The organism is Shinella sp. AETb1-6, from assembly GCF_009826875.1.
GTDB classification, from domain to species: Bacteria; Pseudomonadota; Alphaproteobacteria; order Rhizobiales; family Rhizobiaceae; genus Shinella; species Shinella sumterensis.
Genome location: NZ_WUMM01000009.1, coordinates 104,950 through 129,169 on the forward strand (window position 1 = coordinate 104,950; position 24,220 = coordinate 129,169).

Here is a 24,220-nt window from a genome sequence, read left to right on the forward strand (position 1 = left end):
GGCATGAAAACGGCGTTGTGCCTTATCATTTCCGCTCTGGCGATGTTGCTTTCGCTGACGCCAGCGGCTGCGCAATGTCAGGGACGGGCGATATCGGAACACGTCCTCGGCGCGCCGGTTTGCGTGCCCACGGCGCCATCCCGCATTGTCGTGCTCGATCCGTTCTACAATCTCGGCATGGGGCTCGAGCTCGGTTTGCCGATTGTCGGCGCGCCGCTGATGACGGCGCAGGATCCAGACCTGCGTAGGTCAGCGGAAAAGGCATCGGTCACGGATATCGGTGACGCAAGGCAACCGAGCCTCGAGCGTATCGTTGCCTTGAAGCCCGATCTGATCATCGGTGACGCCACGTTGCACGCCCAGGTCCGCGGCATGTTCGAAAAGGTCGCGCCGACCGTGCTGATCGATGTCCGGAACTGGAAGGACCATCTGCAGGTCCTGGCGGATATGACCGGCCGCAGGGACACCGCGGCAGAGTTGCTCGCGGGTTATGAAGTCCGGGTCGCGGCCATACGCGCGCGTGTCCCCCATTTTCCGGTCTCCATCCTGCGCATCACGCCGTCAGGGTTCCATGTCTATGTCTCCGGCCCGGCCGCCTATGCACCCTATGCCGTGCTGCGCGAAGCGGGCGTTCAGCGCACGGCTTACGAAACGGTCACCGATAATACCGCGTTCAAGCGTCCAGGCTGGGAGGAGATCGGCCTTCTCGATGGAAAAACACTGCTCTACGTGGTCGTGAGCGGATACGATCAGGCGCCCGACGATGCCCTTGAGGCCGCGACGACCGAAAATCCATTCTGGCAGATGCTGCCGGCCGTACAGGCCGGCCGGGCCTACCGCGTCAATCGCGCCACCTGGATGGGTTTTCACGGGGTCGCCTCCGCCCATCGCGTTCTCGACGACGTCGAACGCTACATCGTGAATGCGCCGTGACAGAGAGGCACGCAGACCCCCTGCGGGCGCTCGGGCTCGCGATCCTGCTTTGCGTCTGCATTCTGGTTGCGGCGCTGGCGATCGGCGCGGGCACGTCGCGGCTTTCGCTGATGACGATTTGCGAGGCAATCTTTGCCTTCGACGGGTCCCGTGATCACCTCGTCGTCACCATGCTCAGGCTTCCGCGTGTGCTGGCCGGTGCCATGGCGGGCGCAGCACTCGCCGTTGCCGGGGCGGTGATGCAGGCGGCGACCGGCAATCCCCTGGCCTCGCCCGGCCTGCTCGGCATCAATGCCGGCGGCGCCTTCGCCGTGGTCGCCGCCATGGCGCTTCAGATGACCGGCTCGATGAGCGACGGCAATGGCCTCATCTGGTACGCCTTCGGTGGTGCGGCCATCGCCGGTTTCGCAGTCCATGCGCTCGGATCACTCGGGCCGGGCGGACCGACATCGCTGAAACTCGTTCTGGCAGGAGCGGTGATCGGCACCTTCCTCACCTCGCTGACCGCGGCCATCCTGATCTTCGATCAGGCGACGCTCGACGCCGTAAGGCTCTGGACCGTCGGGTCGCTGTCGGGGCGAACCATGGGGCAGGTCATGGCTGTCGCCCCCTACATCGCCATGGGTCTTGCGGCTGCGCTTTTGCTGCGGCGGCAGTTCACGACACTCAGCCTTGGCTCCGACATCTCTGGCGCGCTGGGACAGAGCGCGCTGTTGTGGCGCACGATATCAGTGGCCATCGTGGTGCTGCTCGCCGGGAGTGCCGTGGCGCTTGCGGGACCCGTCGGCTTTGTCGGCCTTGTCATGCCGCACATCGCACGCCTTACGGTCGGGGCCGATTATCGCTGGATCGTGCCTTACAGCGCCATCGGAGGCGCATTGCTGCTGGTTATCGCCGATATGATCGGACGCGGCCTGTTCGCCAATCAGGACTTTCCCGTCGGCGTCACGATGGCGCTGATCGGCGCGCCGTTCTTCCTGTGGCTCGCCCGTTACCGGCTGCACAGTTCATGACGTCCCGGCACGTGGTCCTGGCTGTCGCGCTCCTGAGCGTTCCAGCCCTCTTGCTCGCCAGCCTGGCTCTCGGCGACCAGACGGTTTCGCGCGCCGATCTTGAAAGCCTTGTCGATGGCAGTGCGACAGAGCAGATCCGCATGATCGTGCTCGATCTGCGTCTGCCGCGTGCGCTGATGGCGCTCACCGCTGGTATGGCGCTGGGCATTGCAGGAGCGATCGCCCAGGCGGTGATGCGCAACCCTCTCGCCGAGCCCGGTATTCTCGGCATCAACGCGGGCGCGGCTTTGGCGGGCGGACTGGTCATCGTCGGCTTGAAGGGCGCGGGGGCAACGCTATTGCCAGTGGCCGGCTTCGCCGGGGCGACATTGATGGCTGCCGCGGTCTTTGCGCTCTCCTGGCGAAATGGCACCTCGTCGCTGCGCATCGTGCTGATCGGCATCGCGCTCGGCTCGCTTGCTGGCGCCGGAAGCAGTTTCCTCATCGCTTTTTCCGACGTAGCGGATGTGCAGCGATTGATGATCTGGCTTTCCGGCAGTGTCTACGCTGCAAGCTGGGAAACACTGCGCCTTCTGGCCGCATGGCTTGTCGTGCCCGTGGCGCTGGCCTGTCTCGCCTTCCGCCAGCTCGATCTCATGCGTTTCGGCGACGATATCGCGGCAAGCCTCGGCCAGCGTGTCAATCTTGGTCGCGCCTTTCTGATCCTGCTGTGCACGGCCATATCGGGTGCGACAGTCGCCGCTTGCGGTCTGATCGGCTTCATCGGCCTGATCGCGCCGCATGTCGCCCGCAAGATGGTGGGGGCCGGCCATGCGCGCATGATACCGGCATCTGCGTTGGTGGGCGGGCTGCTCCTCATGGCGGCCGACCTTATTGGACGGACCGTCATTGCCCCGGCGCAGTTGCCGGCCGGTATCGTCACGGCGTTGATCGGCGCCCCCTTCCTTGGCTATCTTCTCTGGGGACGCCGCCATGCCGCTCAATGACAACGAAGCAGGATCTGGCCTGCGCCTCGACAAGCTGTCGCTCGGCTACGGAAGCAGGATGATCGTCGAAGAGCTGGACCTCAAAATCCCGCCGCAGGCGTTCACCGTCCTGCTCGGCCGCAACGGCTCGGGCAAATCGACGGTGTTGAGAGCCTGTGCCGGCCTGCTCAAACCGAAGGCAGGCACTGTCCTGCTCGATGGCAAGCCGCTCGCCAGGTTCACGGCGCGCGAAAGCGCAAGACGCATCGCCATCCTGCCGCAAGGTCCTGTTGCGCCGGAGGGGCTTACGGTATCCGATCTTGTACGCCAGGGGCGATACCCGCATCGAAGTCTGTTTTCGCGCTGGTCCGGAGCGGACGAGGAAGCGGTCAACGAAGCACTCGAACTGACAGGCATGGCGGATCTGCGGGAACAGCCGCTTGAAAACCTCTCCGGCGGCCAGAGACAGCGTGCATGGATTGCGATGTCACTCGCGCAACAGACGGAGATCCTCCTCCTCGACGAACCCACCACGTTCCTGGATCTTGCGCATCAGGCCGAAATCATGAGCCTCATAACCGCGCTGGTGAAATCCCGTCGGAAAACCGTCGTCGCCGTGCTCCATGACGTCAATCAGGCGGCCCGGCACGCCGATCATATCGTCATGTTCAAGGCGGGAAAACTTGTGCAGCAGGGGCCGCCGAACATCATCATGACGAGAGAGCATGTCCGGCGCGTCTTCGATATCGATCCTGACATCATTCATGACCCGAAGACGAATGCCAAGTTTATCCTGAGCTGACAGGTCAAAGTGTCAATCGGCGTCGTAACGGGGCTCTGACGCACATTCGATGATGCTCTCGGCATTCGATATGAAAGAAGTAATTGATATTGCGGGCTTTTCTATACACGCCGGCAGTTTATAGCAGCGTTGTAGCTCGGCGGCTCCGAGCAAGGCTTAAAGTCGTTTTGGTTCAAGAAGTTATCCCGCTACAATGCCGGGCATGATCATCGAATGTGCGTCAGAGCCCAAAAGGGACCCCTGCCTCTGGTTGCATAGGGTCACCGCCCGCGGCGGCGGCACCAACGGCCAATCGCTCAATCGCAGCGTGGCGATCGATTTTCGCCGACACATGCATCAGGTCCTCGCCCTTGATCTAGAAGCCGGGTCTCGCGGTCCTGGACCAGTCGCACACCTTCCCGCAGGACTTCGCTTTTCGAACCATAGCGACCTGTATCGACGAGTTGCTGGATATAGCTTTCGAGCTGGTTTCCCAGATCGGCGCTGATCATCTTGCTCTCCATCGGATGTGATGAAGGACACCGCACGAAAAAAAGGGCAGCGAAGATAATCGCTACGACGCCCCTCGCACGTGACTATAGACATGCCTTGATCTTCCGGCGGTCTCCGGGTCACCCATCCGCTCCAAATTTGAGGATCAGGCAAGGATCGTCTTTGCGATTTCCGCCGCCGCCTCGATATGGGCACGGCAGGCCGCCGCAGCTGCATCTGGATTATTGGCATCGATCGCCGTGAAAATTTTCCTGATCTGCGAAGGCCCTGATGCCATGCGGTTCGATGTCGAGAGGGTCATTACACGCAGGCGCGAGATGCGGCTGTTCAGTCGGCTGACGATTTCCCAGGCGATATTGTTACCGCCGGCTTCAAAGACGATCTTGTAGAACTCCGTCGTCGCGTCCAGCACGCCGACCGGTGAGTTCTGTCTGGATGTGCGTTCTAATTCGCTCATCGCCTTGCGAAGCGCGGCTTTAATCTCGGGTCCGGCGACTTTCGCGCAATCTGCAACAGCGGTCGATTCCAGCGCGGCGCGAATCTCGTAAATCTGACGTGCATCATCCCAGTCAAGGGTCGCGACGATCGGCCCTTGTTTCGCCAGCATCTCGACGAGACCCTCCGCTTCGAGGTGGCGGATAACCTCGCGGATGACGGACCGCGAAACGCCGAGTTGTTCGCACAGCGTTCGCTCTACAAGACGTTCGCCTGGCTGGAACAGGCCGCCGATAATGGCGCGGCGCATGCGATCGAGCGCGATCTCCCGAAGCGTCGCGGGCGGTGTTTCAATGCGGAGGGCGGCAAGGTTTTCGGCGTTATCTTTCATCAGCACAGTCATAGCGCCAAAAAAGGTTTCAGACAATGGCTTGACACGTTGTCTGATGGTATACCAAGATGTAGGCGGATGAATGACAGAAGGATGCCTCGGTGATGCTGGTCCGGAAAACGCTGCTGCATGTGGAAACGACCTTCGTGGAAGGCGGCAGAGAGGCGGCCAAGCCGCTGAAGCTCATTGCCGCGATGGCTGTCGTGAAAAACCCTTGGGCTGGCCGCGGCTTCGTGGAGGACCTGAAGCCGGAGATCCATGCCGTAGCACCCGTCATCGGCGAACTCCTGACTGGGATGATCATCGACGAAGCCGGCTCCGGCGAGGCTGTCGAGGCTTATGGCAAGTCAGCTGTCGTCGGTCTCGACGGCGAAATCGAACACGCCTCGGCTCTCATTCACACGCTTCGCTTCGGCAATCACTATCGCGGCGCCGTCGGTGCAAAGTCCTATCTTGCCTTCTGCAACACACGCGGTCCGGCGAATGCGCCGATCATGATCCCGCTGATGGACAAGAATGACGAAGGTCGCCGTTCGCATTATCTCACCATTCAATGCGCGATCCCGGATGCGCCTGCCGCGGACGAGATCGTCATCGCGCTTGGTGCCTCCATCGGCGGCCGTCCCCATCACCGCATCGGCGACCGGTACCAGGACCTCAAGGAGCTGGGTCACGATGTTGCAAACCCTGCCGCGGTCTAAGACGCCTTCTGGCGCAGCCTACCTGGAACGGGGCAAGGGTGATGAAACCCTCGTTCTCATCCACGGTGTCGGCATGCGCATTGAGGCCTGGCAGCCGCAGATCGACCGGCTGGCGAACGACCTTCGCGTGATCGCGGTCGACCTCCCCGCCCACGGCTGTTCGGACGCGCTGGAGGGTGCTCCTGGATTGCCCAGCTACGTCGAATGGTTCCGATGTTTCCTGGAAGAAATGGAATTGGGGCAGGTGAATGTCGCTGGGCACTCGATGGGCGCGCTGATTGCGGGCGGTATCGTTGCGACAGCCCCCGAACAGGTGCGGCGCGTGGCGTTGCTGAATAGTGTGCACCGTCGCGGGCTCGACGCGCGCAATGCGGTGGAGGCGCGGGCAAGGGAAATCCGCTCGGGCGAGTTCGACCGGGTGGCGCCACTCGCGCGCTGGTTTGCCGAGGACGAAGAGCGAACGAAAGCCTATGCTCTGGTGCGAGACCTGCTGCAGGCCGTCGATCCTGCCGGCTACGCCGCGGCCTATTCCGCCTTCGCCAGCGGAGATTCCATCTATGCGGATTGCTGGGGCGAGGTCGAGTGTCCGGCTTTGTTCCTGACCGGAGATGGGGATCTGAATTCGACGGCCGACATGGCGCGGGACATGGCCGCCGCCGCCCGACGAGGACGAGCCGTGGTGATCGAGGGGCACCGTCACATGGTGAACCTGACAGCGCCTGACGAGGTGAATCGGGCCCTTGTCGAGTGGTTGGCCGCACGTTGAAACATCCGGTCCTGTGAACAGGGAGAAGAGCATGACATCAGATGCGAGAGCCCTGCGCGACGCCTTCGGTGCGTTTCTGACCGGGGTCACCGTCGTGACGGCCGTCGATGATGCAGGTTCGCCGATTGGTTTCACCGCCAACAGTTTCACGAGCGTTTCGCTCGATCCGCCGCTGCTGCTTGTGTGTCTTGCCAAGACCTCCCGCAATTATGCGGCGCTTACCGGCGCCAAGGGCTTTGGCGTCAACATTCTGTCCGAAGGGCAAAAGGATGTCTCCAATGCGTTCGCGCGCCCTGTCGAGGATCGCTTCGCGGCGGTCCAATGGCAGAGGGGCCCTTTTGGATCACCTGTCTTTGCAGGCGTTGCCGCGTGGTTCGATTGCGTGATGCATGCGGTCGTCGACGCCGGCGATCATGTCATTCTTCTCGGCCGGGTCGAAGCGTTCGACAACAGCGGCAAGACCGGTCTCGGTTATGCCCGCGGTGGCTACTTCACGCCCGCGCTCGCCGAAAAGAGCCTGCTCGCTTCGGCCGAATGCCTGCTTCTGGGGGCAGTCGCCGTACGGAACGGCGAAATCCTGCTGGTCGAGGACGGTAAGGGAGGCTGGACGCTCCCCTTCGTCGAAAAGGCCGAGGGGGATGGAATGGAAGTCCTTGAGCGGCATGTCGCGGAGACGGCAGGGCTGACGTTCACGACCGGGCTTCTCTACTCCGTCTACGAGGACACTCAGACGGGCAGGCAGCATGTCGTGTACCGCGCAGAACTGGGTCAGGGTGCGGTAAGAAATGGCCGGTTCTTTCCCATCCAGGCTCCACCGGTGGCTGAGATCGCCGATAGCGCCGTGCGCGACATCGTCAAGCGCTACGGGGCGGAAAGCACGCTCGGCAATTTCGGCGTCTACTTCGGAAATCAGGAAAAGGGCCGGGTGCACGCCGTGGCCGCAAAGGGGTAAGCCATGAAATTCTCCCTGTTCGTTCACATGGAACGGCTGGATGCCAGCCAGAACCATCAGGCGCTCTACGAGGAGTTCATTGCGCTTTGCGAGATCGCGGACAAGGGCGGCATGCATGCCATTTGGACCGGCGAGCACCATGGCATGGATTTCACCATCGCGCCGAACCCCTTCGTCAACATTGCCGACCTCGCCCGCCGCACCAAGAATGTGCGTCTCGGCACGGGTACGGTGATCGCGCCGTTCTGGCACCCGATCAAGCTTGCCGGCGAGGCGGCGATGACCGACATCATCACCGGCGGTCGCCTCGACATCGGCATTGCGCGCGGTGCCTACAGCTTCGAATACGAGCGCCTGCTGCCTGGCCTCGACCCCTGGGGTGCGGGCTTGAGGATGCGCGAACTGATCCCCGCCGTGAAGGGGCTCTGGACCGGCGACTACGCTCATGAGGGCGAGTTCTGGAAATTCCCGAAGACCACCTCCGCGCCGAAGCCGGTGCAACAGCCGCATCCGCCGATCTGGGTCGCCGCCCGCGATCCGAACAGCCATGAATTCGCTGTCGCCAACGGCTGCAATGTGCAGTGCACGCCGCTCGCCAATGGCGAAGCCGAAATCGCCAGCCTCATGGAGCGGTTCGACGCGGCCTGTGAAAAGGCAACCGGCATTGCCCGGCCGAAGATCATGCTGCTGCTGCATACCTATGTCGGCTCGGACGAGGCCGATATCGCGCAGGCCGCCAAGGAAGTGAGCGCCTACTACAATTATTTCTTCGCCTGGTTCAAGAACGAGCGGCCGATCGAGCAAGGTCTCATCAAGCGTCTGAACGAGGAAGAACTCGCCGCCAATCCGAACCTTTCGCCGCAGAAGATGCGCGAGAACATGCCAATCGGCACGGCGGACGACGTGATCAAGCGGCTGAAGGTCTACGAAGACCTCGGCTATGACGAATATTCGTTCTGGATCGACACGGGCATGAGCTTCGAGCGTAAGAAGGCGTCGCTCGAGCGCTTCATCGCCGATGTCATGCCGGCGTTCCGGTGAGGCGGCCATGCAGAGCTTTCAGCAATATATCGATGGAGCTTTTGAAGATGGTGCGGGGCGGTTCGACTCGATCGACCCCGCGACGGGTACCGTCTGGGCCGCGATGCCCGAAGCTCGCGAAGACGATGTCGACCGCGCCGTAAAAGCCGCGCAGCGCGCACTGTGGATCGGTGCCTGGCCGGCCATGACGCCGACGGCCCGCGGTAAGCTCCTCTACAAACTGGCCGATCTCGTGCAGGCCAATGCGCAGAAGCTAGCCGAACTCGAGACCCGCGACACCGGCAAGATCATACGCGAGACGTCCGCGCAGATCGCCTATGTCGCGGATTACTATCGCTATTATGCGGGGCTCGCGGACAAGATCGAGGGCGCCACGCTTGCCATCGACAAGGCGGACATGGATGTCTGGACGCGGCGCGAGCCGATCGGCGTCGTGGCCGCGGTCGTGCCGTGGAACAGCCAGCTCTTCCTGTCCGCCGTCAAGGTCGGCCCGGCGCTGGCCGCCGGGTGCACGCTGGTCGTCAAGGCGTCGGAAGACGGTCCCGCACCGCTTCTCGAGTTCGCGCGCCTCGTGCACGAGGCGGGCTTCCCGGCAGGTGTCGTCAATATCCTGACGGGCTTCGGCGCGACCTGCGGCAGTGCGCTGACCCGTCATCCCGGTGTCGACCATATCGCCTTTACCGGCGGTCCGGGAACGGCGGCAGCCGTTGTGCGCAATTCAGCGGAAAACCTTGCGACCACCTCGCTGGAGCTCGGCGGCAAGTCACCCTTCATCGTGTTTGCCGATTGCGATCTGGAAAGTGCTGCCAACGCGCAGGTCGCCGGGATTTTCGCCGCGACGGGGCAGAGTTGCGTGGCAGGCTCGCGCCTGATCGTCGAGGCGTCAGTGAAGGACCGGTTCCTCGCCATCCTGAAGACGAAGGCAGAGGCCATCCGCATCGGTTCGCCGCTCGATATGGCAACGGAAGTCGGCCCGCTCTGCACCAGGCGGCAGCGGGATCATATCGAGACGGTCGTGGCCACCTCGCTTGCGGCTGGTGCGAAGCTCGTTACAGGAGGCAGGTCAGGCGAGGGGGGCGGCTTCTATTACAAGCCCACCATTCTCGATTGCGACGGCGTTTCCGCCGCCTCGTTGGAGACCGAGCTATTCGGGCCGGTGCTGTCCGTCCTCTCCTTCACGACGGAAGAGGAGGCGGTGCAGCTTGCCAATGCGACGCCTTACGGGCTTGCCTCGGGCGTCTTCACACGCGACCTCGCGCGTGCCCACCGCATGATCAAGCGCATCCGCGCCGGCATCGTCTGGGTCAACACCTATCGTGCGGTGTCGCCCATCGCGCCTTTCGGGGGATACGGCCAGTCGGGGCAGGGGCGTGAGGGCGGGCTTGCTGCGGCACTCGACTACACAAAGACGAAGACCGTGTGGCTACGGACGTCGGACGATCCGATCCCCGATCCCTTTGTGATGCGGTGACGGCCATGTTCGTCGAGATCCGCACCTACAGACTGAAGAACGGCGGCATTCCCGAATATCTCAAGGTGGTCGGCGAAACCGGCATCGCGATCCAGAAGAGGCACCTCGGCAATCTCGTCGGCTACTTCGCCTCAGAGATCGGGCCGATCAACGAGATCGTCCACATCTGGAGCTTTGCAAGCCTCGACGATCGGCAAGCCCGTCGCGCGCGCCTTGCCGCCGACCCGGACTGGCAGGCGTTCCTGCCGAAGATTCGCGACCTCATCGTCACCGCGGACAACAAGATCATGACGCCGGCGGCTTTTTCGCCGATCGGCGGAACGACGCAAGCCTGAACAGTTACAAACAACAAGGAAAAGGGAACATGAAATACAAGATTGCTATAGCGCTCCTCTCGGCTTCTTTCTGTTTCTCGAACAGCGTGGCCGCGCAGGACATGGTCTTCACCAGCTGGGGCGGCACCACACAGGACGCACAGAAGACCTATTGGGCGGATCCCTTCACGGCGGAAAGCAAAGTCGCCGTCACGCAGGACGGCCCGACGGACTACGGCAAGATCAAAGCCATGGTCGAAGCCGGCAACGTGACCTGGGACGTCGTCGACGTCGAGGGTGACTATGCCGTGCAGGCCGGCAATGCCGGGCTGCTTGAAAAGCTCGATTTCTCCGTCATCGACAAGAGCAAGCTCGATCCCCGCTTCGTTACCGACTATTCGGTCGGCAGCTTCTATTATTCCTTCGTGATCGGTTGCAACAAGGACGCCGTCGAAGCCTGCCCGCAGACCTGGGCGGACCTGTTCGACACCCAGAAATTCCCAGGCAAGCGCGCCTTCTACAAGTGGTCCGCGCCGGGTGTCGTGGAGGCGGCGCTGCTTGCCGACGGCGTGCCGGCCGACAAGCTCTATCCGCTCGATCTCGACCGCGCGTTCAAGAAGCTCGACACGATCAAGGCTGACATTGTCTGGTGGGATAGCGGCGCCCAGTCGCAGCAGCTTCTCGCGTCCGCCGAAGCGCCGTTCGGCTCGTTCTGGAACGGCCGCCTGACGGCACTCGCCGAAACGGGCGTCACCGTCGAAACATCATGGACGAACAACATCACCGCCGCCGACTCCCTCGTTGTGCCGAAGGGCGCGAAGAACAAGGACGCGGCGATGAAGTTCATCGCGCAGGCGACGAGCGACGCCGCCCAGGCCCAGTTCGCCACGGCGACCGGTTACGCGCCTGTGAACCTCGATTCGAACACGCTCATGGATGCCGAACTGCGCAAGTCGCTGCCCGACATGCAGGCCGACACCCAGGTCAACGCCGACATGACCTATTGGGCGGAGCATCGCGACGAGATCGGCACGCGCTGGTACGCCTGGCAGGCGAAGTAACGCAGCCTCCCAAGACGACGGCGGGCCGGCGTCTGCCGGTCCGCCTCTCGACACACTGGATGATCGACCATGTCTGATACGGTAGCGACGGGCGCCGTCAAAACAAAGCGCGAGAGCACGCTCGGCTATCTCCTGCCGGCCTTGTTGCTCATTGCCTTCTTCTTCATCGTGCCGGTGCTGATGCTGCTGATGCGCAGTGTGCTGGAACCGGAAGTCGGCCTGCAGAACTACGAGGCCCTGCTGGGGTCGACGACCTATTTGCGTGTCTTCCTGAACACCTTCATGGTCGCCAGCATCGTCACGCTCGTGTCGATCGTCATCGGTTATCCCGTCGCCTGGCTGCTCGCCATCATGCCGGAACGGTGGTCGCGCATCGTACTGGCGATCATCGTTCTTTCGATGTGGACGAACCTGCTTGCACGCACCTATGCCTGGATGGTGTTGCTCCAGCGCACCGGCGTCATCAACAAGACGTTGATGGGGCTCGGCCTGATCGATACGCCCTTGGCGCTGGTCAACAATCTCGTCGGTGTCACCATCGGCATGACCTATATCATGCTGCCCTTCGTCATCCTGCCGCTGATGGGCGTCATCCGCACTATCGATCCCGCCATTCTGCGCGCTGCTGCCCTCTGCGGAGCCGGCAAGATGCAGTGTTTTCTGCGCGTGCTGCTGCCACTGTCGCTGCCCGGCATCGCCGCCGGTGCCCTGATGGTCTTCGTCATGTCGCTCGGCTACTTCGTTACGCCCGCGCTGTTGGGCGGGACGTCGAACATGATGCTCGCCGAACTCGTCGCGCAGTTCGTCCAGTCGCTGGTGAACTGGGGCATGGGAGGCGCTGCGGCCCTGGTGCTGCTCGTCGTCACGCTCGTGCTCTATGCCGTCCAGCTTCGTTACTTCAATCCAGCACGGGGGAAGTAATCGTGTTGCTCGACTTCGACAAACTCGGCGGTCTCAAGACCTTTCTTGTCGCTCTCGTGGTGCTGGTCTGCTTCTTTCTCATCCTGCCGATCGTCTTCATCGCGGCCCTGTCGTTCGGTTCGTCCCAGTGGCTGATCTTCCCACCCCCATCCTGGACCTTCAAGTGGTATCAGGATCTCTTCGCTGATCCGCGTTGGCTCTATTCGGCGCTGACCAGCCTGAAGATCGCGGCGATGGTCACGGTCCTGTCCGTGGTGATCGGCTTCCTCGCCGCACTCGGACTCGATCGCGGCCGCTTCGCCGGCCGGGATTTCCTGCGCGCCTTGTTCCTGACGCCGATGATCCTGCCCGTCGTCGTTCTCGCCGTCGCTCTCTATGCGTTGTTTCTGAAACTAGGGCTTGCCGGCACGACCATCGCCTTCGTCATCGCGCATCTTCTGATCGCGTTGCCCTTTTCGATCATCTCGATCGGTAACGCGCTCGCGGGATTCGATCGTTCGATTGAGGATGCGGCCATCCTGTGTGGTGCAAATCCCTGGGAAGCACGGTTGCGCGTCACAGTCCCGGCCATCCGCCACGGCATCTTCGGGGCTGCCGTCTTCTCCTTCCTGGCTTCCTGGGACGAAGTGGTGCTGGCGATCTTCATGGCGAGCCCGACATTGCAGACCCTGCCCGTAAAAATCTGGACGACGCTACGGCAGGACCTGACGCCTGTCATCGCCGCCGCCTCCACACTGCTCATCGCCTTCACGATCCTTCTGATGATCGTCGCGGCGCTCTTCCGCAAGGGACGCAAAGCATGACCCAGCCCTTCCTCAGCATCCGCGGCATCCGCAAGTCCTACGGCCCGGTGACCGCCGTGAAGAATGTCAGCATGGATATCGCTGAAGGCGAGTTCATGACCTTTCTTGGCCCATCCGGCTCCGGCAAGTCGACGACCCTTTATATCCTCGCCGGCTTCCAGGATCCGTCGGGCGGCGACATTCTACTGAGAGGCCAAAGCCTGCTGTCGACGCCGTCGCACAAACGCAATATCGGCATGGTGTTCCAGCGCTACACGCTCTTCCCGCATCTTTCCGTGGGCGAAAATGTCGCCTTCCCGCTGCGCATCCGCCGCCGCCCGCAGGCGGAGATCGCCGAACGCGTCAAGGCCGCGCTGAAGCTCGTACGTCTGGAAGGCTTTGAGGATCGCATGCCGGCGCTGATGTCCGGCGGCCAGCAGCAGCGCGTGGCGCTCGCTCGCGCGCTCGTCTACAATCCGCCGGTGCTCCTGATGGACGAGCCGCTCTCGGCGCTCGACAAGAAGCTGCGTGAGGAAATCCAGTTCGAAATCCGTCGCATCCATCACGAGACCGGCGTGACCATTCTCTATGTAACGCACGACCAGGAGGAGGCCTTGCGTCTCTCCGACCGCATCGCCGTGTTCAGCCAGGGGGAGATCGACCAGATCGGGACAGGGCCGGAACTCTATTCCAATCCGGCGACCCGCTTTGTGGCCGGGTTCATCGGCGATAGCAATTTTCTCGAAGCGACCGTCGTTCAAAGCAATGCCGGCAAGGCCAGGCTTTCGCTCGGCGATGGCGTCATGGTGGAAGGCGTGCCGTTGCACGGGGGGTCGGCAGCGAACGGCAAGGCATCGTTGATGCTGCGCCCGGAACGGCTCTCGTTGTCGCGCGCCGCTGTTCCTTCCGGGATAAGCGTGACGGTGCGGGATATCACATTCCTCGGCAACAATGTCGAAGTCAGCACCGCGACACCGGCAGGTGTCGATCTCGCCGTGCGCTTACCGTTCGGGCATGAAGCGATCTTGAGCCTTGCGAGAGGTGAGCAGGCCTGGCTGACCTTCGACACCGCCTCCGCGCACGCCTTCGCCTGACCCGAACATCCCGCTGGGAGCTTGGTCCTGGCAGTTTGTCCATGTGCAGCCCGACCTACAGCGTAGAATAATCACAGTGTTTTATAAATACTGCGCCGCGAGGTGCTGCAATAAACACCGAGCTTACCGACGGCGGATTTTAGACTTACTCCGATTTATGGACCGCTTCGTTCAGACCCTCTAGCAGGACACAAATATCTTCTTTCGCAACGGTATCGCCGATGAACCAGCTGAGTGTATCGTAGAACCCAAGGAATGAGCCACGAACCTTGTCCAAAAGCGCGATTGCCTCGCTATCCGTGATGGAGAGTTTTGCTGCCAGGAACTCGCGTAACACCGTATCCGCCTGCGGATGGGAAAAGATCAGCGCTGGCGGCGAATCCGGGGAAAGGTTTGATGGCAGAAATGTCTGGCGATGGCAGGCCAGGGTTCGGCTAAGGCGGATGTCGCGCGATGAGGCGGCGGCCTCGATCACGAAGGCTTCGGCATCCAGAACCCATGTGGAGCGCGTGGTATCGTAATATTGGAAATCGCGTGGACTGAGCGCAAACGTCACGGTTTTCGCTTCGCCGGGACACAGATGCACTTTGGCAAAGGCTTTGAGCTCCCTGATTGGTCGCTTCAAACCGGGCTTGACCGGACGGATGTAGAGTTGAACAATTTCCTTGCCCGCGACCGCGCCGGTATTTCGCGCAGTGACACGAGCGGTGCAATGGGTGCCCGGTGTAGCGACGTCGGTATCGAGTGTCATGTCTTCATAGGAAAAGGTCGTGTAGCTCAAGCCGTGACCAAAAGGGTATAGCGGCTCTATCGCCTTTAGATCGTAGAACCGGTATCCGACGAAAATCCCTTCACTGTAGAAGTGGCGGCCATGTTCGCCCGGATAGGTATGCCAACCTGGAATGTCTTCGATGCGCACCGGCATGGTAACCGACAGCTTGCCGCAGGGGTTTCTTTCACCGAACAGTATCTGGGCGATAGCTTCACCGCCGCCCTGACCGGGATAAAAACACGCCAGCACGGCATCGACGCCGTCGATCCACGGCGCTTCCACAGCATCTGGCATGGACAAGATGACGATAACGCTTCGCCCCGCATCAGCCAGCGCCTGAATGATTGCGGCCTGGCCCGCAGCGAGCCTCAGCGTGTCACGGTCATTGCCTTCGCCGTGGCGGCTCTTCTCATTTTCGGCAAAGACGATCGTGACATCGGCGTCCCGTGCCGCCTCAACAGCGGCGTTTGGGGCGCTTTCGGACGGCAGATGACGGACATCGAATCCTGCACCGGCGCGTTCGGTGATCTGCGTCAATGGACAATCGACGCGGTAAGGATTGGTCGTAGCAGATCCCGAGCCCTGGATGATTGGCTCAAGGGCGCTGTCGCCGATGATAAGGAGACGGCGTAATGCCTTGGGATCCAGTGGCAGGATACTGCCCTGGTTCTTCAGAAGTACAATTGATTCCGCCGCAAGCTGGCGCGAGAGCCGGTGATGTTCATCGAGGTCGACGGTTGTGTCCGGCCGTTCGTTGGCTTTGCACAGGCGTATGAACTTCAGGAGCGCCTTGCAGGCTGCGTCCACAGCGTCGAGTTCGACGTCACCGGTTTCGATCGCAGCGAGCAACTGCTGCTTGCGCGGCTTGCTCTCCGGCATGTCCAGCACCGTTCCGGCGCGCAAGGACGCGGCACGGTCCTTGATGGCGTGCCAATCGGAGAGCACCAGCCCGTCATACCCCCATTCGTCACGAAGCACTTTGGTCAGCAACCAATGATTTTCGGCCGCCTGCACGCCGTTGAGCAGATTGTAGGAACTCATGACGGTCCATGGCCCGCTCTTTTCGATCGCACGCTCGAAACCGGCGAGGTAGATTTCACGCAAGGCCCGTTCATCGACCTCAGAACTTGTCGTGGTTCGGTCGATTTCGGAATTGTTGCAGGCGAAATGCTTGAGCGAGGCGCCGACACCACCGTCCTGAAGTCCGGAAATCAGCCCAGCGGCGAGATCACCATTGATGACCGGATCTTCCGAATAATATTCATAGGCCCTGCCGGCGAGTGGCGTGCGGCGGGTGTTGATGCCCGGCCCGAGCAGGAGATGTACGCCAAAGTTCTGGCACTCCGCGGCAAGCGCCGTGCCCATGCGATAGGCGAGGTCAACATCCCAGGAGCAGCCAAGCAGATTGCCGTTTGGAAAGCAGGTTGCAGGCCGCGTCGTGCCGAACATTCCGCTTCCGTCACCAGCTTGCTGGTTGACGAGTCCCAGGAATGCCTGGAGGCTGTTCTCATCGCTGTCGCCAGCATCGATCTGCGTGGTCGAATATCGGACGCCAGACGTACCGTCGGTCATGACGATCGACGGGATGCCGAGCCTCTCGATGCCGGCGGTTTTCCAAAGCCCGCGACCGCTGAGAAGATCGACCTTCTCGACCGCCGTCATCTGATCGACAAGCGTTATGATTTCGTTGTCCGTCGGCTGGAACATGAGGGAGCTTTCAAGTCTTGTGGGAAGCGCGAGGCGGCTCAACAGATTTTCCGGAGCAATTCCATCAACATCATGCGCTCGGCAGGGGAGAGCGTGCCCAGGGTTTCCTGCGAGATTTGCAACGCAATCGACAGATTGCGGCTGACCGTTGCGTCCCCTTCGGCGGTCAAGGTGAGGACAAGGCGGCGGGCGTCAGTCGGGTCCGGCGCGGTATGAACGAGCCCTCGCTTGACCAGGCGGTCCACGACCCCCTTGATGGTCGCCATGTCCATCGCGGTTTCGCGGCCTAGATTGCCTTGGGAGCAGGGCTGGAGATCCTTGAGCTTGACCAGCGCCGCCCATTGGGTTGTCGTCAGCTTCTCGGAGATCAGGCTGGCAAAAATGGCCACGTGCCGTTGGTTGGCCTGGCGCAGATAAAAGCCGATCTGTTCGCCAAGCATATATTGGGCGTGTTGATCGCCGACGCCGGACGCCGAAGACGGGCTGCCATCATCAGAGCTGGTATTGTCTTTGAACGGAACGTCCATCGGATCTCTCGACCTTCGCCTTTTGCCAGGGATTTGACGCCCCGTCATACTGCCTCATCTCGCCACAAATTCAGAATGGCCTGCGTGGACAAGGTTTCAACCTGTTCCGAAAGCCTTGGGACCAGATGGGTCATGACCGCATCATGCGCCGCCTGATCGCTGCTTGTCAGCGCGTCGATGGCAAGGATGACCCTGTAGCCGGCGTCGACGGCATCAAGGACGCTGGCATAGACGCAGACATCGGTCTCGACGCCGGAAAAAATCAGCGTATCGACGCCCGAAGCTTTCAGGCGTTCGTCAAAGCCGGGCGAACCGAAGATGGAATAGGTCGCCTTGTCGATGGTGTTGCTCTCATCGGCAAGTCCTACCAGCGGTACCATCAGATCCAGCATGGCGGGATCAATTGCATCGCGTGTGACGGACGACCATCGTTCATAATAAGTCTTCCACCGGCCTGTCGCGGCGCCTGCGTTCTGCGGGACGATGAAACGGGCATAGAGGGTCTCCTGCGGGCGTGCTTTGCAGAGCTTCAGCACGTTCGGAAGAATATCCGCCATCGACGGCGTGTACCACACGGTTTCCTCGGCAAAGAGGCGTTGCATGTCGATAGCGAGGTGCAGCGTGTTTTTCGAGAATGCCGTGGTTTCCATGATCAGTCCGCCACCGCGACCGTGTGCTGCGCCGACCAGGTGAGCGAAATCTCGTCGCCTTCCTTCAGGACCGTGCCGTCGCGGTTCTGGGCGAACAGCTTGAGCGGCAGGCCATCGGCCGTCTCCAGATGATAGGACAGGACGGGACCGGCGTAGATGACGGTGGTGATGCGCGCCTTGATGCTGTTTTCAGCGGTACTGCCCGACGCGATCGCCATTTTCTCGGGGCGTATTGCAAGCGTGACCGTGGAGCCCGTCGTGGGCAATATGCTCGTGCTCTTGATCAGGGAACCATCGGCGAGGCGAACGGCGCCGCCTTCGACCGTGCCGGTGAGAAAGTTGGAATCGCCGAGGAATTCGGCCGCAAACCGCGTCAGCGGCTTTTCATAAACCGTTTCCGGTTCGCCGATCTGCACGATGCGGCCTTTGTCGAGAATGGCCACCTTGTCCGAAAGGGTCAGCGCCTCTTCCTGGTCATGGGTCACGAAAATGGTCGTCAGGCCGCTTTCCCGCTGGATGCGCAGCAACTCGACCTGCATTTCCTGGCGCAGCCTGCGATCGAGCGCCGATAGTGGTTCGTCGAGAAGCAATACGCTCGGCTTGATCACGATGGCGCGGGCCAATGCCACACGCTGCTGCTGACCGCCGGAAAGCTGTTTTGGTGTGCGGTCGCCGAAGCCGGGAAGACGAACCATTTCGAGCGCGCGGTCGACTTGCCTGCGCGCCTCTGCGCCCCTGATGCCGCGCCGTTCGAGGCCGAAGGCGACGTTCTGGGCAATGGTCATATGCGGGAAGAGCGCATAGGACTGGAACATCATGCCGATATTGCGACCCCAGACAGGAACATCCGTGACATCGTTGTTACCGATCATTACCAAGCCCTGGTCCGGCTTGATGAAGCCGGCAATGATGCGCAGCAATGTCGTCTTGCCCGACCCGGAGGGGCCGAGGAGGCTTGTGAAGGAGCCTTCCGCAAATTCGGTGGTGATATTGGCGAGAACCGGTGTGGTTCCGTAGGTCTTGGCGACAGAATTGACTTTAACGTTTGTCACGGGTGTCTCCGGGCTTGGCAAAGCGCGCAAAAATCAGGATCACGGTCATCGAGCCGAGCAGGAGCACGGTCGAGATCGCATTGATTTCAGGGGTGAAGCCCTTGCGGATCGAGGAGTAGATCTGCACCGGCAGCGTCGTATAGCCGGGCGTTGCGAGAAAGTAGGAAATCACGAATTGGTCGAGCGACACCGCGAAGGCAAACAGGGCAGCGCCCAGAATACTCGGATATAGCAGCGGCAGTGTCACGGAGAAGAAGGCATGCACCGGCGTCGAGCCGAGGCTCATCGCCGCTTCTTCGAGATCGGCGCGGATGGTCCGGAAACCGGTGCCGACGACCAGAACCACATAGGGAATGGCAAGCGCGACATGGCCGATCAACAGCGCATGCATGCCCCGGCCGATCCCGCTCCAGTAGAAGAAGATCAGCATGGCCGTGCCGGTGATCAGCCACGGAATGGCGATCGGCGGCAAAAGCATGAGCTGTAGCAGGCTCTTGCCGCGAAACGTCCGCCGCGAGAGCGCCACCGACGCCATGGTTCCGAGCGCCGTTGCAACGACAGACGTGATCAGCGCGATGATGATGCTGTTCATGCCTGCCGTCAGCAGGATCTTGTTGTTCCAGAGCGCATCGTACCAACGCGTCGAGAACGTGAAGGGCAGTTCGTAAAGTTGCGATTCATTGAAACCCATGGCCATCATCACGAGGATGGGCGTGTAGAGAAAGACCAGGGTGGCGATGAGATAGAAACGGCCAAGTGATTTCATGATCGTCTCCTCACGCCGCTGTGCCACGGCGCAGGACGCCGGAGAAGGTTGCAAAGATTGCGAGCACGACAGCGAGAAGCGTGAAGGACAGGGATGCGCCCAGTGGCCAGTTGAAAGCCTGTGTGAACTGGTCCTCGATCACCGTTCCCATTGTCACGCCGACACGCCCGCCGAGAATTCGGGGTTCCATGAACGACCCGATGACCGGAACGAAGGTCAGGACTGCGCCCGAGATGAGGCCGGGGGCCGCAAGTGGCAGGAGAATCTTGAAAAGGATGGTCCACCAGCGCGCCCCTAGGCTGGCTGCGGCTTCGATGATCGCGTCATCGATCGTCACGAGCGCGATATAGCAAGTGAGGATCATGTAGGGCAGGTAACCGTGAACCAGGCCGACCACGATCGCATAGCGGGTATAGAGGAACCCGATCGACCCGGCATCCGGCGCAACCATATGCAGCAGACTGTCGAGGAAGCCGTTTTCCCGGAGCACCATCGTCCATGAAAAGACGCGGACCAGGCCGTTCGTCCAGAACGGCAGGAGAATGAGGATGAGCAGCATTTCGCGCGTCTTGCCGAATGTCGAGCGCACCAGCGCGACGGCGGCCAGAAAGCCCAGGATGGCACAGATCAGCGTCGTCCAGAGGCCGATCAGCAGCGATGTGATGCCGATGCCCACCAGATAGGGCTGGTCGAAGAAGGCCCGGTACTGTTTCAACGTGAAAACGATCGGCGCCTTGCCCATCGGGGTCGCCGACAGGAAGCTGAACGCGAACATCGTCAGAAGCGGCAGGAATACCGCGATCGTCAGCCAGCCATATGTCGGCATCAGGAGTGCCGTGGTCGAAACCCATGGCGGCAGTGCGCGCCCGTTGCGCGGACCGGAAGGTCCGCGCGCTGGCGCCAGTGTCAGCTGGTCATTCCGCATAGAAGGCTTTCACTTCCTGCCAGATGTTGTTGAAGGCTTCCCGGCGATCATCCGGCAAGGCCGACATGATGCTCATTGTCTTCAGGTATTCGGCCTTGTGCACCTGGCGGCTAAGATCGTCGGCGGGCAGTGCGTCGATGGCGGCGGTGTTTGCGGATGCCGGCGCGCCGACCTTGGTTGCCCATTCCACATAGAAGGCTGGATCGATCATCCAGTTGGCGAAGGCAAGCGCACCTTCGGGGTTCGGGGCCGACGCCGGGATGCCGAGACCGTCAACCCAGCCGACTGCGCCTTCCTTGGGAACGACAAAGGTCACCGGGAGCTTGGAATTGCGCTTCGAACGCACGGAACCGCCGGACCAGAATACCGAGAGATCGAATTCCTTGGCCGCGAAAGACTTGTTCCACTGATCTTCGGTCGACCAGAGCAGTTTGACGTTCGGCTTGATCGACTTCAGCGCTTCGATGACGGCAGCCAGATCCTTGGGGTCGTTCATGTCCTGACCGGTCATGAGGGCGCCGATGCCAACATTGATGATGGCGTCGTCATCGAAGGCAACGCGGCCCTTGTAGGCAGGATCAGCGAGAGCGGCGTAGCTGTCGGGAACCGGCATGCCGTCGCGGATTGCCAGCGACGTCATTCCCCACACCCACGGAACCGCATAGCCCGTGCCGTCCTTGCTGAAGTTCGGATTGGTCAGGAATGCGTTGTCGACCGTCTTCGAGTTCGGCACCTTGCTGAAATCGATCGGCTGGAGAAGGTCTTCGGCGATCGCCTGTGCGCAACGCGCTGCATTGAGAACGACCAAATCGTAAGCGCCGGGATTGGTGCGCAGCTTGGTCAGCATTTCCGATTCCGAGCTGTAATAGTCGTGAACGACTTCAATGCCGGTCTTCTCGGTAAAGGCCTTGATCGACCAGGCTTCGTCGGTGCCATAGCCCTGCCAGTTCAGGACCGTGATGGTGCCGGCCGCAAAAGCCATGCCCGGGAGCGCTGCAAATGCGCTGGCGGCTACAAGTGCCGCGGACATCAGTTTCAATACATTGCGTTTGGTAAGCTCAGTCATGTTGGCACCCCTCTCGTAAATACACAGTTGCGATGATCGTGACTTGGTCAACGACCACAATGGAATCGGCAAGGCCGACGGTAGAAGGCGCCTTGCAGGCGCACAATTATGTTTGTGTACAAACAAAACAGAGGGAATGAGAATGCTGCAACCGAGTATTTCGGGACGAACGAATCCACGCTCCGCACGATAGCGGAACGTCTTTCCGAAACGACGATGCAATACTATCTGCTATGCAGACCTCAAGCGAGAGTATCAAACTCCCATCGCGATCCTTAGTTCAAACCCTCTGGTCTTTTATCAGTCTTTTCGTTTTTATTTGTGTACAAACTATTGGGCAGGATTTTCTGCCTGTCAAGCGCTTCTTACCCCCCCACGCGTGTTCATGCCGATAAAAAATAGACCCGGAAATGCCGAGCCTGCGCGCTTTCGGCGATGTTCACGCGGATACCATCGTGGCTTGTGGTATAATCCACCTCGTCGCCATCGACCCACACGCTCGCCACCGCGCGCGCGGAGACATTCGGCAGGATAATGGCGCCCGCTTTCGAGACCGGCGAAATGGCACAGGAAAAGGCCGTTGGCCCGACGTCGATTCGGGAAAACGTTGTCTGCAGGTCGGTTTGCATCACGACGCGGTCATTCAGCGTCATAGAGAGCAGGCCGGCGTCGATCGTAATGTTCAAAGTTCCCGCGGGCGACAGCATCGGTCCGATAGAAAGGTCCTTGCCGCCGTTGTGGATCGTCCATCCTGTCCAAGGATCGAAATCCACGATTTCACCTGTCGCCATCAGAGGCAGCAAAGCGGCCCAGATATAGAATGGATCGGTGTCGCCCTGATCCATCGCCTCGCCTGTGACCGCATTGTAGTTTTCCGAGGCGATACGGTCCTTGCTCCAGGATTTCATGAAAAGCGCGTAGCTCTGGTCGGCAAGCTTGCTCGCCCGCGCATGGAACCCATAGCGGCGCAGGCCAAGCCAGACCATGTAGTTGACGTTCGGCCAGATGCGTCCGCGCCAATAGACATTATCACCGAAGGCAGGGTCATCGCGGGTCGCGTTCGGCAGCACGAAGTCTCCGCCGAATGTCCTCTCGTCGCTCAGGTGTTCAAGCAGACGTGCAGCCTGTTCTGGCGTGGCTGCGCCGCAGAGCATCGGATAGAAGCTGGTTGGCGAGAGCGAGCGCACGAAACCGCCGCTACGCTGGCGGTTGGCGAAGATTCCACGTGTTTCGTCCCAGAGCGTTTCCGAGATCAGCTTGCGGCTGCGTTCGGCGATATCTGCAAATTCGCGGGCATCATCATGCTTGCCGAGCACCGTTGCCATCTTGGACAGCATTTCGGCATCGAGCGCGGCTGCGCAGTTCAGGCCGAGATCGAACGTGGACAGCGTGCGGGTAACCGGATCGTAGACCGCCTCGTCATGGGTCGCGGAATTGTCCATCCCGGTCTCGTTGCGGGCACCGAAAGCCGTACCCTTGTAAAGACCTTCGCCCACGTCTGACGTCCCGCAAGACAAGAGCCCGAAGGAATCCGGATCGCGGTTCTCCCACCACCAGCGTTGATTGCGGGCAAGGGCGTCGTAGCTTGCCGCGATCATCGAGCGTTCGCCGGTTCGCTGATAGAGCTGCCAAGCGACAAGGGCGCCGTTCGGATGCTGGCTGCGATCGACCCAGGCATCGTTTGAGGTGACGATGCAGGCGATATTGCCCTGAGGTGTGGCGCTGGCCATGGCGGTCGCCATGTTTTCGCGTGCCAGATCCGCATCGAAAACGCCGGCCAGAAGAGCCGCAAAAAGCTGATCATTGTACCAGACGGCGAATTTCCCGAGATTCCAGATCCGCGTTACAGCCGTATAGGGCCGCGCATTGGTGTCGTCCCAGATTGTGTTCCACGCGACCACGTCGCGCACTGCGTCGAGGGAACCTCTAAATGCACCACTCTGGGCTTCCGTCTTGGCCGGAGCCGTGCCGCCGGCAAGGCACGCCTTGGCTTTCTCGACGGCAAGGTCGGCGCTGTCGGCGACAGCGGCGGCATAGGCGCCCTTGCGCATCATTTCCAGATTGAACCGCAGCGCGATCACCGGCGCCTCGTTGCGGCGCGTCGCCGTATAGAAATAGCCATTTTCCTCGAAGTCGGCGCGCAGGGCATCGATCGTATCATGACCGGTGACATGGACCGGCGCTTCAGCCGTCACGACTGCGACGAAGCGCGTGCCGACCTTCAGGAGTGTGGTGTTGCGCCCGGCATCGTGGACACCGACCTCGCCGCCATCGGAGGAGATCGCCAGCGTCAGCCAGAACCGCAGACCCCATTCGGCGGAAACCGTTCCTTCCCAGCTTCCGCGAACGGCAAACGGGTCGGTTTTGGTCGTCGAGAAGGCGATCGTTGTTCCGGTGTGGTCGGTTTCGAGTTCGATCAGTGACCCGTCTATGGTATGCCGGCCCAGCCGGACCGGGTTGTGGCGCGGTTCGATGGCCGAGGTCGTCTTGCTGCGGGTTGAATAGAGCACCGGTGTGATACGCACGCCAAGCGGCAGGAAAACCATTTCGGCCGGGCGATCGGACCAGCTGTTCCAAGCGCGCATCAGGGGGACGGTCATATGTTTTGGCATGGTTCCGGT

At 61.1% G+C, this 24,220-nt stretch carries 23 protein-coding genes and 1 pseudogene; 14 read left to right on the plus strand and 10 right to left on the minus strand.

Annotated elements, in window-relative coordinates:
- Positions 1-3 precede the first annotated feature (3 nt).
- From GR158_RS17025 to GR158_RS17040, 4 genes are read left to right on the plus strand one after another with little or no spacing between them, the layout of a single operon-like run.
- Positions 4-933 carry an iron-siderophore ABC transporter substrate-binding protein gene (locus tag GR158_RS17025; protein ID WP_160871910.1) on the plus strand — a complete coding sequence of 310 codons (930 nt, stop codon included), beginning with the start codon at positions 4-6 and terminating at the stop codon, positions 931-933.
- The gene (locus GR158_RS17030) at positions 930-1,946 is read left to right on the plus strand and encodes an iron ABC transporter permease (protein WP_160871911.1); all 1,017 of its coding nucleotides are present in this window, start codon (positions 930-932) and stop codon (positions 1,944-1,946) included. The genes GR158_RS17025 and GR158_RS17030 overlap by 4 nt, the downstream gene beginning before the upstream one ends.
- Positions 1,943-2,932, plus strand: coding sequence for an iron ABC transporter permease (locus tag GR158_RS17035; protein ID WP_202402325.1), 990 nt, complete (start codon positions 1,943-1,945; stop codon positions 2,930-2,932). The genes GR158_RS17030 and GR158_RS17035 overlap by 4 nt, the downstream gene beginning before the upstream one ends.
- A gap of 58 nt (positions 2,933-2,990) precedes the next feature.
- Complete coding sequence (locus GR158_RS17040; RefSeq protein WP_246665692.1) at positions 2,991-3,713, plus strand: ABC transporter ATP-binding protein; 723 nt, start codon at positions 2,991-2,993, stop codon at positions 3,711-3,713.
- A gap of 359 nt (positions 3,714-4,072) precedes the next feature.
- On the opposite strand, the pseudogene GR158_RS17045 reads toward GR158_RS17040, so the two are convergent.
- Positions 4,073-4,204 (minus strand): annotated as a pseudogene (locus tag GR158_RS17045) (type II toxin-antitoxin system ParD family antitoxin); the annotation flags it as partial.
- A 146-nt stretch (positions 4,205-4,350) separates the two neighbouring features.
- Positions 4,351-5,031: a GntR family transcriptional regulator gene (locus tag GR158_RS17050; protein WP_134652758.1), complete on the minus strand. Its 681-nt coding sequence runs from the start codon at positions 5,029-5,031 to the stop codon at positions 4,351-4,353.
- Positions 5,032-5,135: 104 nt separating this feature from the next.
- Here GR158_RS17050 and GR158_RS17055 point away from each other — a divergent pair, with 104 nt between their 5' ends.
- From GR158_RS17055 to GR158_RS17100, 10 genes are all read left to right on the plus strand, one after another.
- Positions 5,136-5,732, plus strand: a complete 597-nt coding sequence (locus GR158_RS17055; RefSeq protein WP_160871913.1) for an amino acid synthesis family protein — start codon at positions 5,136-5,138, stop codon at positions 5,730-5,732.
- A complete protein-coding gene (locus GR158_RS17060) occupies positions 5,707-6,498 on the plus strand; it encodes an alpha/beta fold hydrolase (protein WP_160871914.1) in 792 nt (263 codons plus the stop codon). The genes GR158_RS17055 and GR158_RS17060 overlap by 26 nt, the downstream gene beginning before the upstream one ends.
- Before the next feature lie 31 nt (positions 6,499-6,529).
- Positions 6,530-7,450 (plus strand): flavin reductase, encoded by a 921-nt coding sequence (locus GR158_RS17065; protein WP_160871915.1) that lies wholly within the window; start codon positions 6,530-6,532, stop codon positions 7,448-7,450.
- A 3-nt stretch (positions 7,451-7,453) separates the two neighbouring features.
- Positions 7,454-8,491 (plus strand): LLM class flavin-dependent oxidoreductase, encoded by a 1,038-nt coding sequence (locus GR158_RS17070; protein WP_134652764.1) that lies wholly within the window; start codon positions 7,454-7,456, stop codon positions 8,489-8,491.
- A 7-nt stretch (positions 8,492-8,498) separates the two neighbouring features.
- Positions 8,499-9,962, plus strand: coding sequence for an aldehyde dehydrogenase (locus GR158_RS17075; RefSeq protein ID WP_160871916.1), 1,464 nt, complete (start codon positions 8,499-8,501; stop codon positions 9,960-9,962).
- Positions 9,963-9,967: 5 nt separating this feature from the next.
- Positions 9,968-10,297: an NIPSNAP family protein gene (locus GR158_RS17080; RefSeq protein ID WP_160871917.1), complete on the plus strand. Its 330-nt coding sequence runs from the start codon at positions 9,968-9,970 to the stop codon at positions 10,295-10,297.
- Positions 10,298-10,326: 29 nt separating this feature from the next.
- On the plus strand, positions 10,327-11,337 hold the full coding sequence (locus tag GR158_RS17085) for an ABC transporter substrate-binding protein (RefSeq protein WP_134652769.1): 1,011 nt from the start codon (positions 10,327-10,329) through the stop codon (positions 11,335-11,337).
- A 69-nt stretch (positions 11,338-11,406) separates the two neighbouring features.
- The gene (locus tag GR158_RS17090; protein WP_160871918.1) at positions 11,407-12,258 is read left to right on the plus strand and encodes an ABC transporter permease; all 852 of its coding nucleotides are present in this window, start codon (positions 11,407-11,409) and stop codon (positions 12,256-12,258) included.
- Positions 12,259-12,260: 2 nt separating this feature from the next.
- On the plus strand, positions 12,261-13,061 hold the full coding sequence (locus GR158_RS17095; RefSeq protein WP_160871919.1) for an ABC transporter permease: 801 nt from the start codon (positions 12,261-12,263) through the stop codon (positions 13,059-13,061).
- The gene (locus GR158_RS17100) at positions 13,058-14,134 is read left to right on the plus strand and encodes an ABC transporter ATP-binding protein (RefSeq protein ID WP_160871920.1); all 1,077 of its coding nucleotides are present in this window, start codon (positions 13,058-13,060) and stop codon (positions 14,132-14,134) included. The genes GR158_RS17095 and GR158_RS17100 overlap by 4 nt, the downstream gene beginning before the upstream one ends.
- Before the next feature lie 145 nt (positions 14,135-14,279).
- On the opposite strand, the gene GR158_RS17105 is transcribed toward GR158_RS17100, so the two are convergent.
- From GR158_RS17105 to GR158_RS17140, 8 genes are all read right to left on the minus strand, one after another.
- Entirely contained in the window at positions 14,280-16,613 is a 2,334-nt protein-coding gene (locus tag GR158_RS17105; protein WP_160871995.1) for a beta-glucosidase, read from the minus strand.
- A 38-nt stretch (positions 16,614-16,651) separates the two neighbouring features.
- The gene (locus GR158_RS17110) at positions 16,652-17,140 is read right to left on the minus strand and encodes a MarR family winged helix-turn-helix transcriptional regulator (protein WP_160871921.1); all 489 of its coding nucleotides are present in this window, start codon (positions 17,138-17,140) and stop codon (positions 16,652-16,654) included.
- A 44-nt stretch (positions 17,141-17,184) separates the two neighbouring features.
- A complete protein-coding gene (locus GR158_RS17115; RefSeq protein ID WP_160871922.1) occupies positions 17,185-17,790 on the minus strand; it encodes a cysteine hydrolase family protein in 606 nt (201 codons plus the stop codon).
- 2 nt (positions 17,791-17,792) lie between these two features.
- The gene (locus GR158_RS17120; RefSeq protein ID WP_160871923.1) at positions 17,793-18,842 is read right to left on the minus strand and encodes an ABC transporter ATP-binding protein; all 1,050 of its coding nucleotides are present in this window, start codon (positions 18,840-18,842) and stop codon (positions 17,793-17,795) included.
- A complete protein-coding gene (locus GR158_RS17125; RefSeq protein WP_134650200.1) occupies positions 18,829-19,608 on the minus strand; it encodes an ABC transporter permease in 780 nt (259 codons plus the stop codon). The genes GR158_RS17120 and GR158_RS17125 overlap by 14 nt, the downstream gene beginning before the upstream one ends.
- Before the next feature lie 10 nt (positions 19,609-19,618).
- A complete protein-coding gene (locus GR158_RS17130) occupies positions 19,619-20,533 on the minus strand; it encodes an ABC transporter permease (RefSeq protein WP_160871924.1) in 915 nt (304 codons plus the stop codon).
- Positions 20,523-21,599, minus strand: a complete 1,077-nt coding sequence (locus tag GR158_RS17135) for a PotD/PotF family extracellular solute-binding protein (RefSeq protein WP_160871925.1) — start codon at positions 21,597-21,599, stop codon at positions 20,523-20,525. Before GR158_RS17135 ends, GR158_RS17130 begins: the two co-directional genes overlap by 11 nt.
- Before the next feature lie 383 nt (positions 21,600-21,982).
- Positions 21,983-24,211, minus strand: a complete 2,229-nt coding sequence (locus GR158_RS17140) for a trehalase family glycosidase (RefSeq protein ID WP_160871926.1) — start codon at positions 24,209-24,211, stop codon at positions 21,983-21,985.
- Positions 24,212-24,220 lie beyond the last annotated feature (9 nt).